The sequence below is a fragment of the Desulfovibrio mangrovi genome (assembly GCF_026230175.1).
Taxonomy (GTDB): domain Bacteria; phylum Desulfobacterota; class Desulfovibrionia; order Desulfovibrionales; family Desulfovibrionaceae; genus Halodesulfovibrio; species Halodesulfovibrio mangrovi.
This window is the reverse complement of sequence record NZ_CP104208.1, coordinates 2,310,947-2,327,623: the sequence shown is the minus strand read 5'-3', so window position 1 is coordinate 2,327,623 and position 16,677 is coordinate 2,310,947. Positions and strand designations below refer to the sequence as shown.

14 protein-coding genes are annotated in these 16,677 nt (G+C 58.9%); 5 read left to right on the top strand and 9 right to left on the bottom strand.

Going from position 1 to position 16,677, the window contains the following annotated elements; all coding sequences use genetic code 11:
• The first annotated feature begins 21 nt into the window (after window positions 1-21).
• From N1030_RS10680 to N1030_RS10670, 3 genes are read left to right on the top strand one after another with little or no spacing between them, the layout of a single operon-like run.
• Window positions 22-771, top strand: coding sequence for a histidine kinase (locus N1030_RS10680; protein ID WP_265825469.1), 750 nt, complete (start codon window positions 22-24; stop codon window positions 769-771).
• A complete protein-coding gene (locus N1030_RS10675; RefSeq protein WP_265825468.1) occupies window positions 768-2,507 on the top strand; it encodes a chemotaxis protein CheA in 1,740 nt (579 codons plus the stop codon). The genes N1030_RS10680 and N1030_RS10675 overlap by 4 nt, the downstream gene beginning before the upstream one ends.
• On the top strand, window positions 2,504-3,826 hold the full coding sequence (locus N1030_RS10670; RefSeq protein ID WP_265825467.1) for an NAD(P)/FAD-dependent oxidoreductase: 1,323 nt from the start codon (window positions 2,504-2,506) through the stop codon (window positions 3,824-3,826). The genes N1030_RS10675 and N1030_RS10670 overlap by 4 nt, the downstream gene beginning before the upstream one ends.
• A gap of 378 nt (window positions 3,827-4,204) precedes the next feature.
• Here N1030_RS10670 and N1030_RS10665 read toward each other — a convergent pair whose 3' ends face one another.
• On the bottom strand, window positions 4,205-4,681 hold the full coding sequence (locus N1030_RS10665) for a phosphatidylglycerophosphatase A family protein (protein WP_265825466.1): 477 nt from the start codon (window positions 4,679-4,681) through the stop codon (window positions 4,205-4,207).
• Window positions 4,682-4,975: 294 nt separating this feature from the next.
• On the opposite strand from N1030_RS10665, the gene N1030_RS10660 reads away from it, so the two are divergent.
• On the top strand, window positions 4,976-5,683 hold the full coding sequence (locus N1030_RS10660) for a substrate-binding periplasmic protein (RefSeq protein WP_265825465.1): 708 nt from the start codon (window positions 4,976-4,978) through the stop codon (window positions 5,681-5,683).
• A 74-nt stretch (window positions 5,684-5,757) separates the two neighbouring features.
• Window positions 5,758-6,582 carry a substrate-binding periplasmic protein gene (locus N1030_RS10655; protein WP_265825464.1) on the top strand — a complete coding sequence of 275 codons (825 nt, stop codon included), beginning with the start codon at window positions 5,758-5,760 and terminating at the stop codon, window positions 6,580-6,582.
• A 30-nt stretch (window positions 6,583-6,612) separates the two neighbouring features.
• Here the strand turns inward: N1030_RS10655 and N1030_RS10650 are convergent, their stop codons facing one another.
• The 8 genes from N1030_RS10650 to N1030_RS10615 all read right to left on the bottom strand — a co-directional run bounded on the left by N1030_RS10650 (window position 6,613) and on the right by N1030_RS10615 (window position 16,649).
• Window positions 6,613-9,255: a PEP/pyruvate-binding domain-containing protein gene (locus N1030_RS10650; protein ID WP_265825463.1), complete on the bottom strand. Its 2,643-nt coding sequence runs from the start codon at window positions 9,253-9,255 to the stop codon at window positions 6,613-6,615.
• Window positions 9,256-9,272: 17 nt separating this feature from the next.
• Window positions 9,273-9,977, bottom strand: a complete 705-nt coding sequence (locus N1030_RS10645; RefSeq protein ID WP_265825462.1) for a hypothetical protein — start codon at window positions 9,975-9,977, stop codon at window positions 9,273-9,275.
• A gap of 3 nt (window positions 9,978-9,980) precedes the next feature.
• Window positions 9,981-11,216: a sulfite exporter TauE/SafE family protein gene (locus N1030_RS10640; RefSeq protein ID WP_265825461.1), complete on the bottom strand. Its 1,236-nt coding sequence runs from the start codon at window positions 11,214-11,216 to the stop codon at window positions 9,981-9,983.
• Between the two features lie 130 nt (window positions 11,217-11,346).
• The gene (locus tag N1030_RS10635; RefSeq protein ID WP_265825460.1) at window positions 11,347-11,730 is read right to left on the bottom strand and encodes a sigma-54-dependent transcriptional regulator; all 384 of its coding nucleotides are present in this window, start codon (window positions 11,728-11,730) and stop codon (window positions 11,347-11,349) included.
• Complete coding sequence (locus N1030_RS10630; RefSeq protein WP_265825459.1) at window positions 11,727-13,154, bottom strand: sensor histidine kinase; 1,428 nt, start codon at window positions 13,152-13,154, stop codon at window positions 11,727-11,729. Before N1030_RS10630 ends, N1030_RS10635 begins: the two co-directional genes overlap by 4 nt.
• Window positions 13,151-13,546: a DNA-binding transcriptional response regulator gene (locus tag N1030_RS10625; protein WP_265825458.1), complete on the bottom strand. Its 396-nt coding sequence runs from the start codon at window positions 13,544-13,546 to the stop codon at window positions 13,151-13,153. Before N1030_RS10625 ends, N1030_RS10630 begins: the two co-directional genes overlap by 4 nt.
• Before the next feature lie 212 nt (window positions 13,547-13,758).
• Window positions 13,759-15,168 carry a sigma-54-dependent transcriptional regulator gene (locus N1030_RS10620; RefSeq protein WP_265825457.1) on the bottom strand — a complete coding sequence of 470 codons (1,410 nt, stop codon included), beginning with the start codon at window positions 15,166-15,168 and terminating at the stop codon, window positions 13,759-13,761.
• A complete protein-coding gene (locus N1030_RS10615; protein ID WP_265825456.1) occupies window positions 15,153-16,649 on the bottom strand; it encodes an ATP-binding protein in 1,497 nt (498 codons plus the stop codon). Before N1030_RS10615 ends, N1030_RS10620 begins: the two co-directional genes overlap by 16 nt.
• Window positions 16,650-16,677: the final 28 nt, after the last annotated feature.

Sequence of the window (16,677 nt, the reverse complement as noted above, 5' to 3'; positions counted from 1 at the left end):
AGCCCAGAGGAAGCGTACATCATGCATGATGACGACCAGATTGAAGAGTTCATGGGGGAACTCTACGACAAGTTTTACCCGCAGGTAATGGATGGACTGGAGCGCATGAAAGAAGGGGATGTGCACTCCGGCATAGAGAATCTTTCACGTCCGTTGCACACCATCAAAGGCGTTACCGGCTTCATGGGGGGATTTGAAGTTGCGTCTGGCTTTACGCACAAGGTGGAAAGCTTCCTCAAAAAGATACAGGCGGGCGATGTGGCGCTGGATGATGCGGTAACCAGCGCGGCCATCACCTCCGTGAACATGATTTTTCAGGTTATCGAGCAGATCCGCGATACCGGCAGCGGACCGCAGGGTGAGATGGACGAAGTGCTCGCCCGGATCAGTGAATTGAGCGAGCCCAAGGGGCAGAGCAAGGTCGTCGTGGAAGAAGGCGTGCGCCTTTCCGTGGTGGATGGCGTGATCGTGGCTTCGGTGGTCATGTCCCGCGTGCACCTGCCTGCACAGAAGCAGATGTTGCTGGATGTATTGCAGAAACAGGGGGCGGGGGTTCCTCTGGTGCTTGATTTTTCCGGCGTTCTTTCCGTCAGTTCATCCGTGTGGGACGCGCTTGAGCCCTTTGCTGAGAAGTTTCCGGTGCATGTGGCGGGCATGCAGCCTTTCGTGGGGGGGCTGTTCCATAGCTGGGGCTATGGTGCCATTTTTACTGTCCACCCGAGTGTCGAGGCCTTTTTCGGACAGGATAAGGCCGGCGGAGGTGACGCATGAAGGATGTGATTCAGGCCAGCATCGAGCAGATGGAAGCTGCGGTGATAGCTCTCGAGGGATCAGCGTCCAAACCGGAAGACGTGTCGAACGTGCTGAGCACGCTTGGCCTTTCGCACCTCAAGTTGCCGTCCGCCCAGCTTATTACCCTGTTCGACATGCTCAAGGACGGCATACAGCCGGTGACACCTGAGCTGGTCACCTCCCTGCTCGGAATCTGCGAAGCGCATAAGCGGCTGCTCTATGCCCTTGGCGGTTTTGTTTCCAAGCGGGCGGAAGAGATTGAGGCCAAGGCTGCGGCGCTGGCTGCGGCCGGGCCTGCGGTCATTGCTGCAGAGGATGCCGCCGGGGACGGCTCCGATGAGCATGCTGTTGTAGAGGCTGCCGGTGAAGGCGGGCAGAGTGCTGCCGGTCCCTCCCCGGAGCAGGCTTCAACGCAGGCGGAAAAACAGGCGGCCGATGGTGATGCTTCCGCAAAGGGGGCGCAGGAAGGGGGCAACGGCAATGCTCCTGCTCGCGCCAAGCGCGATGGCATTTTCTCGGTTCGCGTGAATACGGAAAAGCTGGATAACCTCATCGACTGGGTCGGCAAGCTCATGGTGAGCTACGCCGTCATTTCCCAGAACAAGAATCTTGATTCCGCCACCATTTCCGGCCTGCGTGAAATGGATGTGGTTATTGACCGCATCAAGAGCGAGGTGGATCACATCCGGCTTGTGCCGCTGAAACAGATTTTCATTCCCCTGCACCGTCTTGTGACCAGCACGGCCCAGAAGGTGAACAAGAAGATCGAAATGGTGGTGGAAGGCGACGACCTTGAACTGGACAAGATGATTGTGGAGAACCTGAACGAGCCGCTCGTGCACATGTTGCGTAACGCTGTGGACCATGGTGTTGAGACGCCGGAAGAACGCGAGCAGGTAGGCAAGCCTGCTACAGGCGTGATCAGGCTGCATGCGTATCGCAAGGGCGACCATGCATACATTTCCATCCGTGACGACGGACGCGGGCTCAACCCTGAGCGTATCCGCAACAAGGCGCGGGAAAAGGGGCTGCTCGAAGAGAGCAGGGACTACACGGACGAGGAACTGTATCAGTTCATCATGGCCTCCGGTTTCTCCACCGCCGAGAAGGTGACGGATATCTCGGGGCGCGGTGTGGGCATGGATGCCGTGGTTACCGCGGTGAAGGAACAGCTGGGCGGCGACGTGCGCGTGAACAGCGAGTTGGGCAAGGGCACGACCTTCCTCATTTCCATCCCGCTGGACCGTTCCGTGAACGAAGGTATTGTGGATGCCCTCATAACCCGCGTGGGGACGGAAACCTTCATTATCCCAAGCCGCGACGTGCTGGAAGTCTTTGCAGCGAGAAAGTCGGATACCGTGGAACTGCCGGACGGTTCCAGAGCCGTGAGCGTGCGCGGCGAGACCTTCCCCATCATTCCGCTGGCAGACTATTTCGGTCTGACGGCCAACCCCAACGCGGACGGGTACCTGCATACCATTGTGGTTCGCGTGGGCGATGCCAGCGCGGCCCTGCTTATTGACGAGGTCATCACGCAGCAGCAGGCCGTGGTGACGGGGTTCACCATACCCGTTCAGAATATTTACCAGATCCCCATTCTCGGGTTCGGCATGCTTGGCGAGACAGATGCCCTCGTCGTGGACGTGGAGAATCTCATAGACCGTCTCAAGGCGTCTGACGGCGGTCTTTCCTCCAAGGTACGGAAGAGCTCATGAGTGCGTATCACTCGCCGGACCGCAAGCGCGTTGTCATAGTCGGGGGAGGATTTGCCGGACTGTGGGCGGCCCGTGCCCTTTCCCGCTCGGAAGCCGTGGACGTGCTGGTGCTGGACAGAAACAACTATCACACCTTTTTGCCGCTCCTGTACCAGGTGGCGGCAGCCGAGCTTGAGCCGGAGCAGATTTCCTATCCCTTGCGCGGCGTGTTCCGTTCTCTGGATAACGTGGACTTCCGGCTGTGCTGCGTGACCGGGGCTGACTTCAGCGCTCATGTTGTGCACACGGACAGCGGCGACGTGTCCTACGATTATCTGCTGCTCGCCATGGGCAGCAATACGGAATTTTTCGGGGTGCCCGGGGCTGAGCAGCATGCCTTCCGCCTCAAGTCGCTGGAGCAGGCCATTGCCCTGCGTAACCATATTCTTACCCGCTTCGAGCTTGCGGCACACGAACCCGATCCAGACGCGCAGCGGCGCATGCTTACCTTTGCCGTGGTCGGAGGCGGGCCCACCGGCGTGGAATATGCCGGTGCGCTGGCGGAGTTGATCCGCAACCCCATTGCCAAGGACTTCAGAGGGTTCAATACCGGGCAGGCCCGTGTGGTTCTTCTGGAAGCCTCTAACGGCTTGCTTGCGGGGTATCCTGAAAAACTGCGGCAGTACACGTTCCGGCGTCTCGCCCGCATGGGGGTGGATGTCCGTCTGAACAGTACGGTCGCCAAGGTCGAGGCCCATCAGGTGGTACTGAAGGGGGCTGCCCCCGTGGCCACGGACACTGTGGTGTGGTCTGCAGGTATTCGCGGCAACAGAACCGCTGACGTCATGGGCCTGCAGCTTGGCAGGGGTAGGCGCGTAGCCGTGTTGCCGTCATTGCAGATTGCCGAGCATCCCCATGTGTTTGCAGCCGGTGACCTTGCATTGCCCGCTACGGGAGAATCTCCCATGATCGCGCCCAATGCCACCCAGCAAGGCGCGCTGGCTGCCGAGAACATTCTGCGGCACATGCGTGGTGAGGAGCTTCGTCCTTTCGCCTATCGGGACAAGGGAGCCATGGCGACCATCGGCAGGTCCAGTGCGGTGGTCCGCATCGGCACACGCACAGCCACCGGATTCATCGCATGGGTGCTCTGGCTGTTTGTGCATCTTGCCTATCTCATCGGCTTCCGCAACCGTTTGTTCGTCATGATCAACTGGGCGTGGGATTATCTCTTCTTCGAACGTTCGGTGCGGCTTATCCTGCCTCGGATTCCGTGGATTGAACGCCAGCATGGCGACGCTGCCTCCTGCGTGGGGGATGATGAGAACAGGCATCTGTAACGCTGGGCAAAAGGCACAGACCGGATCGTTGAAAGGCAGAATGCAAGTTCTGCCTTTTTTATGTATTACAGTTGTTTATGTGCGATATGAACAGTTTTGCGAACAGGGGCGTTCCAATTGTGGATTACCGTGCCTTGCTGCAGGGAGGAGCGTGGCCGTGCAAGGACATTGAGAACACGGCTTGTTTCTATGTAATATAGTAATTTTAGCATGATGGAATTGTTATACACATTTTCCACAGGGTGTAGGTAACATTGCCCGTGAACAGTGGCGCAGATATGCATGAAGCGTGCGACACCTGCATGCGAGAAAAAGAAAAAGCCCTGAATGTTTCAGGGCTTTTTCTTTGAATTCAGTTTGTTGTTGGCGTTATGCACATTACATCATGAACAGGCGCAGTGCCCACAGGCTCAGCATGGCATATACTCCGGCAATGGCATCGTCGATCATGACGCCCCAGCCCGCGGGCAGCCAGTGTTCCGCGTTTCTGATGGGATAGGGCTTGAGGATGTCGAAGAAGCGGAACAGGGCGAAGGCGGCGAGCATCCAGCCCCAGCCGAGGTCGGCAAAGGGGAGCATGGTCAGCCACATGCCGAGCAGTTCGTCGATGACGATTTCGCCGGGATCCTTTTTGCCGAGCAGGGTTTCCGCGCGGGTTACGGCCATGCTGCCGAGTATGAACAGCAGGGCGAGCACGACGGCGCGCCAGCCGAAGGACAGGGGAAGAAAGAACAGGGGAGCGAAAAGAACGGCTGCGGCGGAGCCCACCGTGCCGGGGGCTTTGGGGGAAATGCCACAGGGGCCGAGCCTGCTTGCCTGCAGGCAGAGTTCATCCATAAAAGTGCGTTCGTTCATATGTGCGTCTGCTATTCTGTGTAGGTTGGTATCGTCAGAGAGCGTGCAATAGTTTTGCACATGCTATCGTGGGTCGCGTGAAAGTCAATCCTCCTTTGGCAGATCGGTACGAGGCTGCATGTTGCACTTTTGGTTGTTGTTGTGGCTACTTGTGTAGATGGTGTTTGTTTTATATTTTTTTGTTGTGCACCAATTAATTTGTGCGGTACTTGTATAAGAAAAAGTGATGGTTGGAGGATGGGGTTGCGTAGGGTCTGCATTCGGTTCATTGCGCAGGCAGTGCTGCTTTTATGCGTGCTTATTTTGCGCGTTCCCTTGTCTTGCGCGCAGCCGTTACTCATTGTTACCGGGGAATGGCCCCCCTACGTCTCTCAGGAATTGCAGGATTTCGGGCCGGCAGCCAGAATTGTCCGCCGGGCATTTGAACTGGAAGGCGTGGACGTGGAGTTCCGTTTCTTTCCATGGAAGCGGTGCGAGGCCATGTTGGATGAAGGCAGCGCCTACGGATCATTTCCCTATGCCATGTCCGTTAAGCGGAAGAGAAGGTGGGATTTTTCCCTTCCTTTGTATCGTGGTGAAACACACGTCTTTTTCATGAAGGAGCGATATCCGACCTTCGAGTATCACGGCGTCAATTCCTTGCGGGGATATGTGGTTGCCGGTTCTTTGGGACATTTTCTGCTGGAACGGCTGGCGAACGCGGAGGTGAAAGTGGATTTGGCTCCCGATGAGCAGTGCTCGTTCAGGAAGCTGCATTCGGGCCGGGCGGATGTGCTTCTGACTGAAAAGCATGTAGGGTGGTACATGATCCGCAGTCTTTTTTCAGGGCAGGAAAGCAGCTTTGCCATGAGCCGTAACTCGGTAGTTACCCTTAACGCAGGCATGGCTGTTTCCCGTACCTATCCCGATGCCGCCAGATATACGGCTGTTTTCAATCAGGGACTTGCCAAACTCAGGGAAACCGGCGAGTTTGATGCCATATGGGATTCCTGTTTCAAATAATGGCAGTAGGTGGCAGTTCACCCAATGCTGACCGGAGAACAGTCGATGCAGCGAGTGTGCTTGTGAGAGCACCAGTGTTCTTTCAGACTGTTCTGTATGGGGTCTGTGTCGCATTGCTGTGTCTGATGTTTCCGTTTGCCGGAGCGCGGGCGGCGGAAAGCGGCATAGATGTCTTTACGGAAGACCTGCCCCCTTTCAACCATCTGGAGGGTGGCAGCATCAAAGGGCCTGCAGTGGATATTGTTCTTGCCTTGTTCAACAAGGCGGGCATCCCGTTGCAACAGTCCGACATCAATGTGGTGCCGTGGGCAAGAGGGTATCATATCGTTCTGAATGAGGCTGATACTGCGTTGTTCTGCACGGCCCGCCTTCCTGAGCGTGAGCCCCATTTCAAATGGGTCGGCCCCATTCTGTACGTGGTGAGTGGCGGGATGGTACCGAGGTGGAGTCCGCTCGCCCTGTCTTCGCCAGCTGCGTTACGGGGCAGAAAGATTTGTGTGGTCAACAAGAGCGCGGGGCATGAATGGCTTCTGCGAAATGGTTTTGAGCAGGAGGCTCTTTCACTGGTTCCGGCACCTGAGGCATCTGTGAAGATGCTGCTCGCCGGCCGTTGCGAGGTGTTGGTAGCCAGTGTGCAGAATACCCTGCATGTCTTGAAAGTGATGGGCAAACCGGTTGAGAGTGTTGATGCGAGACTGATACTTCACCGCTATCCGCTTTATCTGGCCCTGAACCCGAATGTGTCTGAAGAGCAGTACAAGGCGTTGCAGTCTGCATACGACTCCATGCTCTGCAACGGCGGGGTGGGGGGCGCAAGCGCCATGCACAGCCTGATCGGGGCATATGGCGATGTGTTGCCGCCGGAAACCTATCCTGAAGAGCGGAAATGTCCTCGTTAACACATCAGTTAACACATCAGGGTAAACGCATCAGGGCGCAGTGTGCGGGCTGCTCAGCACTTCCTTCAGTTCTTTCGCAATCTTTTCCCTGTAATGCTGCACGGCTTCAGGACTGGACATGACCATGTCCAACTGCCGCGTGTGCATGACAAGGTACCCCAGCACCTGCAAGGCGCGCAGCATGTGTTCCAGCGGCAGGCCTTCCATGCGGGCTGCAAGGCTGTCGCGGATTACCTGCACGCGGAAGTCGTTCTCTTCCAGAATCTCCGCAATGAGTTTCACCCGCATGAGTCTTCTGTCCGCATCCGCTGCACCGCCCTTGAAGCGGAACGCGGCGAAATTCTCCGCATCCACGTCACCAGCCAGAGTTTCCACCGTACAGAAGTGGTATCCGAAGCGCGATTGCAGCGTACAGAAGCGGCTGCTGACCAGAAAGTAATTCTTCATGCTGTAGATGGAGGCACTGGACGGCTCAAATCCGGGGTCCAGCGCTGATTCCGCCAGCACGGAGAGGAAGCCGCGCGCGTGCACGGGGGGCGGTCCTCCCCACGGGATGTGCATCATGCCGTGCCAGAGGGCATGCATGGGCGGCGAGGCAATGTTTTCCAGCGGTATGAGTTTGCCTGCGGGGGGAGAGCGGAATGCGTCGTCCAGATCAACCACCCAGAACTGCAGCGGCCTGCCGTGGTAGAGCTGGCGGGCAAGGTGTTTGGGGAATCTGGCATCCTTACCGTCGCGGAACATCTCTTCCACGGCCTTCTGATGGCAGAAGCGAGTGATGTCATGCAGTGTCTTGCAGTTGATCGCGCGAAAATCGGGGCAGTCCGGATCGGTGAGCGTAAGCGGTGCGATGTGGGACAGAACTTTCTGCAAGGTCGCGTGCACAGAGGTGCCCTGCATGACATTTCTGGGTTTGGGCGCGGAAAGCAGTGATTCCACACGACCTTCAAGCACCAATCCTGCATCGGCGTCCACGGTGACAACGGTTCCGGTTTCCAGCGCATCCGATTTCCAGCCGGTGCCGAACAGGGCGGGTACCCCAAACTCTCTCGCCACATTGGCAAGATGTCCGGCTGACGAGCCCGTGCCTGCGATGACTGCTGATGCGCGGGAAAGCAGCGGAGCCCAGCGCGGTGCCGCGTGGGGAACGACCAGAACGCCTCCGTCGGGAAAGGCCAGTGCCTCTGCCTGCTTGCGCACCTGCACCACGGGTCCTGCCGCGGTACCCGGAGATGCGGTCTCGCCGCCCTGTACGAGAATGACGGTACCCTCCGGCAGGGTGGGCGGATCAAGACGGCGGGCAATGTCTTCGGGAGAAGGCATGCTCAGCGGGCGCGATTGCAGGAGCATGAAAGTATCGTCGGCTAGCAGCGCCCATTCAACATCCTGCGGTGCGCCATAGTGGACTTCCACCCGTGCGGCCAGCGCAGCAAGGCGCTGCAGTTGGCTGTCTGTCAGGCTGGGCTGCGAAGCTTCTTCCGCTGGCGTTTCCGTCTTGGTCACGCCTTCGCCGGAAGCGATGACGTACCGTTCCTTCTTGAAGGCTACATGACGCTGAACAATGTCAAAGGGTTCAGCCCGTTGCACCGCAAAGCGGTCCGTGGGCAGCCTGCCGTCCACAACGCCTCTGGGCAGGCCCTGCACCGCGTGGATGATGATGGCACCGTTACGGACATCCACGGGATCGCGGGTATAGAGTACGCCTCCGGCAACGGACCCCAGCATGGGCATGATGGCAACGCTCACGGCGGTGTCACGGTCCGTCAGGCCGCAGCGCATGCGGTAGGCGACGGCTTCCGCTCCGTATTTGGATGCGGCTACCTCGCGCCATGCCTCCGCAAGATGATCCGAAGGTACGTTCAGCAGCGAGCGGTACTGCCCGGCGAAAGCGTGCCCGGGCATGTCCTCGCCCAGCGCGCTGCTGCGCACGGCAAGGTTGCCGGTGTAGCCGGTGCGGGTCCGCAGTTCGGCTTCCGCATCGGCAATGGCCTTGGCAAGCTCTTCGGGCAGGGGGGCCTTGATGATGAGTTGCTGGATGCGGGAACACATGGCGTAGAGGTTGTCCAACCGGTCGGGGTCGGCAAGCCTGAGTTGTCTGTCCACCTCTTCATCCAGCCCATTGTGGCGCATGAACAGCCAGAATCCGTGTGCGGTTACTGCAAATCCGTCAGGTACCGGCAGGTTCGCCTTGTTGCGCAACTCGCCGAGGTTGGCGGCCTTGCCCCCGACCTGTGCCGCGTGCCCGGAGCCGAGTGCGGAAAAGTGGAGCACCAAGGGGCCGTCTGTGGTTTCCGGGGTGGTTTCGAGGTGCGGGGTGATCAGCGAGCGAATGGCCTCAAACCGTTCGCGGAGCGCAGGGTAGCGTCCGGGGGCCAACGTCTCCATGGCCTCGATCATCTGGTAGACGGCAGAGGCTATGCGGGTGCTCTGGGTGCGCACATAGACAAGATCGTAGGGCGTGGCGCCTTCCAATGTCTGTTCCATGTGCGACATGGCCTCAAGCGCTTTGTTGTTGGCGCTTATGAGGCGTTTGAAACGGCCGCAGGCCTCACGAAAGGAAGCCCGGAGGCTCTCCTCGTCCGCACCCGACAAGGGTGCGGATCCGGAAAGCCGCCGGGCTGTATCTGCTATGACGGCCCATGCTCGAGCCAGAACGCTGTCAGGGGACGTCATCGGGATCTACCTATGTCCTATACTTCCTTCTTCTTTCCACCCTTCATGGCGAGGCCCATGCCTTCGCAGAGGAAGAAGATCGAATAACCGAACCACAGGGTGTATACTACATAGAAGATCAGGGAGAACGCAAGGATGCCGGTACGGGAAGAAGCGCTTTCAGGCTGAATGCCGTAGTAGTTGTAGCCCACTTCCACGCCGCGGTTGATGACGGTGTTCACCAGGGCGGCTTCCTTGAACAGTTCCTGCTTCTTCAGGTTCTTTTCAGCGGCCTTCAGGCCCTTCCACCACATGTACATGCCTTCCTGACCGCCCAGATTGTACGCGGCCTTCAGGGGCTCTTCATTGTTGGCGAACATGGCGTCGCTGTCATCAACGGCACGGCCGAGGATGGCGGCAAGGTTGCCGGTGACGGTGACGTCGCTGCCGCTTGCGGAAGCTTCAGCCACGGAACCGAAGATGGTGGATACCTTGGCGGCTTCCGCTTCGCTTGCCATGTGCAGGTTCAGGGTTACCTGCTTGTCGCCGCCCTTGGCCGCTTCGCGGATGGCGGGGATGTAGTAGGTGGAACCCTTGGAGATGGAGTTGAACAGCTTGTCGGCAGCAGTGAAGGCGTTGTTGCCGTCACCGAAGTTCGGGGTGAACATGGAGATGAACACCACAGAGAAGCCCACAAGCATGATGCCGCCCAGAGAGAATGACTTCTTGTTTCTTACCAACATGGTTTAGCCCTCCCTGAGTGCAGGAATCTTGGTGATGAAGGTGGAGATAACCCAGAAGCCGAATGCCGCTACGACTGCGAAGAACAGATAGCTGCCCACGGTTGAGAGGTTGGCTACCAACGAGGCAGGCAGGTCGATGATTTCCATGGATACGAGCTTGGAGGGCAGGTCGAACAGGCGGTTGATGAAGCCGGCGAGAATCGCGATGGCGTAGAAACCGCGGATGTAGATGCCCTTGACCACGCGGGTGGTCAGTGCGCCCAGCTGGATGCCCAGCAGGGAGCCGAGCAGCATGCCCATGGCCAGCGTGTAGAAGATGAAGCCGTAGATGGCGTACTGGGTAATGGAGGCGTAGCCTGCGGTAAAGATGATCTGCAGGATGTCCGTACCCACGGTGGTGAAGCTGGAAACGCCCAGCACGTATACGAAGATGGGGAAGGTTACGAAACCGCCGCCCACACCCATGATGGCTGCGAGGAAACCTACGAACACGCCGCTGATGGCAACCATGACGCCGGAGATCTTCTTGCCGCCGGGCACGAGGTCTTCGTCAAAGGTGATCATGGGCGGAATGTTGATGGACTGCAGCTTTGCGGGCAGGCCGGTACCTTCGGTCGGAGCGGGACCGCCGTGAGCGCAGCCGCCGTCGTCAGCCTTGCGCAGCTTCAGGAAGTCGGCCATGGAGTAGAAGCCGAGGAAGCCGAGCAGAACCACGTAAATGGCGCTGATGAAGGTGTCGCTGAGCACGGGGTTCAGTTCGTACAGGGCGCGGTTGATAAGACCGCCGCCGGTAACACCCACGCCGGAGCCGACAAGGAAGGCGACGGCGAGCTTGGTGTTAACGTTGCCCAGCTTCTTGTGCACCGCAGTACCCATGATCGCCTTGGCGAAGATGTGGAACAGGTCGGTACCAACCGCCAGAATACCCTTGATGCCGGCGCTCATGAGCGCGGGGGTGATAATGAAGCCGCCGCCGGCGCCGATGCAGCCGGTGATCAGACCGGCACACAGGCCGATCAGGATGGAAACAAGAAATACCGAGGGCGTGTAGTGCGCCGGGCTGTATGCAGACTTGCCGCCAAGCATCGAGGGCATCACGTCGCCGGCCACTGCCAGTGAAACCAGCAGCGCGGGGAGCGCCAGAAGCATAAGGAACAGCATTTTCTTGCGGCTCTTCAGAATGCTCATGGACTGTTCATAATCCCACCGCGCGTGGGCGGCAGATGCTGCCATCATCATTGAGTAAAACTTCCTCATCGCGTTAACCTTCCTCCGTAAGAGCGTTCGTTTCAAGGGGGTCTGTTTCTTCAGATTGAAGCGTGCCGACGTGCCACACATTTGCCGAACTGCACGCTTCCGTATTTGAGGATCAGACCCGCAGCCTTGTGCGGGACGCGTCCCGCAACTTGAACATCAACTCGTCAATGTCTGCCGGTTTGAGCAGGTAATCGAAAGCGCCAAGCGCCATGCCGCTGATGGCGACTTCGAGGTCGGCGTGGCCCGTGAGCATGATGACTTCCACCTCAGGGTGGGCCGCCTTGATGCGCTTGAGGGTTTCGATTCCGTCCATTCCGGGCATTTTCACATCCAGTACAACAGCATCGACCGGATGGTTTTCCAGCAGTGCCAGTGCCTCTTCGCCGGACCCTACGGCATGGACCTGCATTTCGCGCCTTTCCAGCCTGCGGGCCACGACGGAGAGAAAGTCGGGTTCGTCGTCTACCAGCAATACGGTCATGGGTTCGGTGGTCATGCCAAGTCTCCTTCGGGTCGGTGGTTCTGCTCCGGTTCTGCGGGAGCTCTGTTCTCGTCCTCGTTGTCCTGTTCTGCCAGCATGTCCTCATCGGTTTCCATGCGGGGCAGGGCCAGAACAAATATGGTGCCTTCTCCTTCCGCGCTGCGGACGCTCAGTGTGCCCTTGTTGCGCCTGGCCAGTCCGTAGCAGATGGCCAGCCCAAGTCCGGTGCCCTTGCCAGACGGTTTGGTGGTGAAGAAGGGCTCGAAAATTCTGGAACGTATCGCCTCGCTCATGCCGGGGCCGCTGTCGGCTACCGCAATGCACACCCTGTCGCTTTCTTCCCAGGTGAACAGGGAAAGGGTGCCGTGTTCCTGATTCTGCATGGCGTCGAGCGCGTTCCCTACAAGGTTCATCAGTATCTGTTGAACATGTGCCTGTGCCGCGTATGCCGTTGAAATGCCGGGCTGGGTGCGAACAGTCAGCGTCACCCCCTGTCGGGTGCAGCGGTGTTTGCTCAGGGCAGCCACCTCTTCGGCTGTCTGGTTCAGGTCCACCGGAGCCGCCTCTACTGCCCCCTGCCTGGACAGGCGCAGCAGGTTGTGGGTGATGTCGCGGCAGCGGGCGCCCTGCGTGCGGATGGTCTGGGCGGATGTGCGTACCTTCTCGGCCAGCTCTTCTCGGGGCAGATTGTCTTCAGTCAGATCTTCTATCCAGCCGGCTTCCTGCGTCATGATGGAAACCGGATTGTTGATTTCATGGGCTATGCCCGCAGCCAACGTGCCGAGAGAAGAGAGCCGGTTGGCCTCCACCATGCGGCGTTCAAGGGCGCGGCGGCGCAGTTCCTCGGAAGAGAGCTTCTGCTGCACGTAGCCGGAGAAAACCAGCGAGTTGTATATGAGCAGCATTGCAAGCACGCCGGAAACGATCAGCGTCATGCCCCATGCGAATTCCATCTGCGGAAACAGCGAACCCAGCGGCGTGGCCACGACAACGGCGCGGCTCAGGGCCTCCGGTGCGGCGAACTGCAGAGCCACTGCGGCCATGGCAATGCTGCCGGGGAAGGGCGGCGTGACGGTCTTGATCGTCCATCCCAGTCCTTCATCTGCCTGCAGCGTTGCGGCAAGCTGGGCTGCTTCTTCCGATACGGGGTGGTGAACCACCTCGCCTTCCGACTGCACAACCGCACCGTTCTCTATGTAGATGACGGTTGCTGACGGAAAGGCATCACGGGCGTTGCGGAGCGCCTCCGGCACGGACTGGGCCTGCTTGGTCACTGCATGAACCAGTGCACCGAAGGGACGCTGCGCATCGCTACCGTACGCCGTGAACAGCAGGCTGCTGACCACAAGGGCAAGCAGAGCCACCGGCGTTGCGGAAAGTAGAATCACTCTGGCGGCCAGCCAGCGGAAGGAGTCATGTGGGTTTTGGGTTAGGGTCATCTCTGAACCTCCCGCATGGCCTGACCTGTCAGTGTTGATTCAACCGCCAGAAGCAGCCTCTCGGGGTCTGCTTCCTTGTACACTGTTCCGGAAGTCGGCACGGCAATTCCGATATCCTCCCCGGCGGAGAGCGGGTGAAGGATGACAGGCACTCTTTCTGTCAGAATGCCCTTGCCGGCTTCCAGAAGCGCGAACAGGTAAGGCAGGTCAGGGTCCAGCACGAGCAGGGCGGGGTTCTCCCTGATCAGAATCTCAGCGGCTTCATAACCGTTGGCGGCGAGCAGTACCGGATAGCCCCTGTTCTGAAAGGCCTTCTCCAGCAGCGCGCCGATTCGGCTGTTACGCTCCGCTATGAGTATGGTGCAGGCACCCTTGTCTATGACCTGATACATGTTCATGCCCCACTAAAGGCAACCGGCGTGCCAAAAGTGTGCGCTCTTTTTGCAAAATATTATCCTTGTATAACAGCATATTGTGACGACAATGAAAAAGGCGGCCCCAAGCAGGGGCCGCCTTCGGTGTCAGGCTTTTTTACGATCTGTCTGTCCGGATATGGACAGCAAAGGGCAGGGTGTCATGTCTGTTTACAGACAGGGGCGGAAGGTTAACTGACGGATGCCTCCACCTTGAGACCGTATTTTTCGATGCGGGCGATGAGCGTGGGCCGGGACATGCCCAGCAGCTTGGAAGCCCTCGTGCGGTTGCCGCCGGTGAGGGTGAGCGCTTCGCGGATGACGATGGCGCAGAACCTGTCGCCCAGTGCTTCAAACAGACCGTCACCCGGCTCGGCCAGCAGGGCATGGCGAACCCAGCGGACGACCGACTCTTCGGTGTTCTCGTCCAGTCCGCCGGAAGCAGAAACGGCTTCTCCGAGCAGGGCGGCGATATCTTCGGCGTCTATGGGAAGGCCGCGGCTGAAGATGAGGGCCTTCTGTATCATGTTGCCAAGCTCACGGACGTTGCCCGGCCATGGGAAATCCTGCAGGGCGGCCTTGGCCCGTTCCGTGAGGCCGGGGTTGGGCATGTTCAGTTCATTGGCGTACTTTTCAAGGAAGTGAACCGCCAGCAGGGGAATGTCCTCGCGGCGCTCGCGCAGCGGGGGGAGCGTCAGGGATACCACGTTCAGGCGGTAATAAAGATCTTCACGGAAGTCGCCGGAGGCTACGGCTTTTTCCAGGTCGCGGTTGGTGGCGGCGATGATGCGGACATCAACCGGAATGGGCAGTTTGCCGCCAAGTCGCTCGATCTGGCGTTCCTGCAGCAGGCGCAGAATCTTGGCCTGAATGGAAGGGGGCATGTCGCCGATTTCATCGAGAAACACCGTGCCGCGGTTGGCCTGTTCAATCTTGCCTGCCTTGCGGTTGCTGGCACCGGTGAATGCGCCCTTTTCGTAGCCGAAGAGTTCGCTCTCCAGCAGGGTTTCAGGAATGGCCACACAGTTGATGACGCAGAAAGGGTGTTCGGAGCGGGTGCTGTGCTTGTGTACGGCGTTGGCCACAAGCTCCTTGCCGGTGCCGGATTCGCCGCGGATGAGAATGGTAGCCTGCGTGGGAGCGGCGCGGCCTATCTGTTTGCAGACTTCCTGCATGGCCACGCTGCGGCCGAGCAGGGCGTGGGAGGTGGCGACGGAATCGCTGCTCATGGGTCTGGGGGCCCGCACTTCCACCGCACGGCCGATGAGGGCGAGCACATCCGGCACGTTGAAGGGCTTCATGACGTAGTCGAAAGCCCCCATCTTGGTGGCCTCAATGGCCGTCTCCGTGGTGCCGTAAGCCGTCATGACCAGAACGGGAAGCGCGGGATACATGCCGCGCAGCACCTTGAAGGTTTCAAGTCCGTTCATGCCGGGCAGGCGCACGTCCAGTACGGCCATGTCCGGTTCCGATTCCGCGGCGATTTCCACGCCTTTTTCTCCGCTCGGCGCCGTGAGCACGTTGTGCCCTTCGGCTTTCAGAAGCTTTTCGAAGCTCTGGCGGAGCTGCGGATCGTCATCCACCACTAGGATCGTAGCCATGTAGACCTCCTGTTGCCCGGCAGGGCAATGACAAATACTGCGCCGCCGTCATCGCCGGAACGTACGTGCAGCCAACCGCCATGTTCTTCCACAACGCGGCGGGCGATGGCAAGCCCGAGACCGGAACCTTCTTCCTTGGTGCTGAAGAAGGGGTCGAATATCTTGTCCATGATGTCGGCCGGAATGCCCGGACCGTTATCTGCAATGCGGATGACAGCCACTTCGCCCATGGGTTCAATGAGGCCGGTTTCTTCCGTCACGGTGATGGTGCCGCCGGTAACCAGTGCATCGCAGGCGTTGATCATCAGGTTGACGAACACCTCCTTGAGCTGGTCTGCATCAAGGGGAATTTCCGGCAGGCGTGCCTGACGGTTGAGCACGATCTCCGTGCCGTTGGATTCCAGCCGGTGCCGCAGCAGGCGCAGGGCCATGTCCACCACGTCCGAGGGGCTCTGGTTGCGGGGACGCAGCTTGGGACGGCGGGCGAATTCCAGAAAATTCTTCACGATGCTTTCCACGTGGGAAATCTCTTCGCTGACCACCTCGAAGTCTTCACGCTGGTGTTCATCAAGCTCCAGCGAGCGTTCCAGCGAGAACAGACGCATCTTCACCGAGGTGAGCGGATTGCGGATGGAGTGAGCCACGCCTGCGGCAAGCTTGCCCACCAGTGCCAGCTTTTCCGACTGAATGAGGGATTCGCGGCTGGCATCAAGCTGTTTCTGCACATCACCCACGTCGGTGATAAGGCTGCGCAGCTTGTCGCCAAGGGCTTCCACCTCGTTGTTGACGGTGGCAGCATGGCTTTTATGGTGGGGATCAAGTGCCTCCAGCGTATTGTTGGCCATGTCGCGGATAGGGTTCAGCACTCGCTGTACCAGCACGGAGGCCAGCCATGCACCGCTGAAGGCGGAAAGCAGAATGCCCGTGACCGCAAGGGCCACGAGCATGGCGGATTCATCCAGATAGGCAGCACGTTGTCTTTCTATGCTTTCCTCATGCAGGGCACGGAACTCGTCGCACAGGGAGAGAATATTGTGGAAGCGTTCGCGGATGGTCCAGTGCAGGCGTGCTCCATCCTCACGACGGTTGTTCTTGTAGTGTTCGATGACCTGCTCGCGGGCATAGACATAGCGTATGTACTGCGATTCGATTTCGTTCAGGATTTCCCGCCCGCCCTGAATGGTGGAAAATTCGCGGGCCCGTTCAAGCTGTTCCTGAAAGGCCTTGTGGTGGATTTCCATCTGCGTGAGCCATGCGGGGTCGCTGTTCAGGAAGAAGTAGGTGGTGTACCCGCGCTGGGAAAGAAGCTCGGAGGTAAGCCCGAAGGCGGCATGCATTGCCCCCACTTCCATATCGATAATGCCGGACTGAAGCGCCTTGCTTCGCTGGGTATACCACAGGGTTACTCCCGCACCGACGATGTTGACGAGTACGATGGCGGTCAGCAGCAGAAGTATTCGCTTGCGGAGTGATAAGGACATGGGCACCTCGGTTGTAAAAATAAGGCGG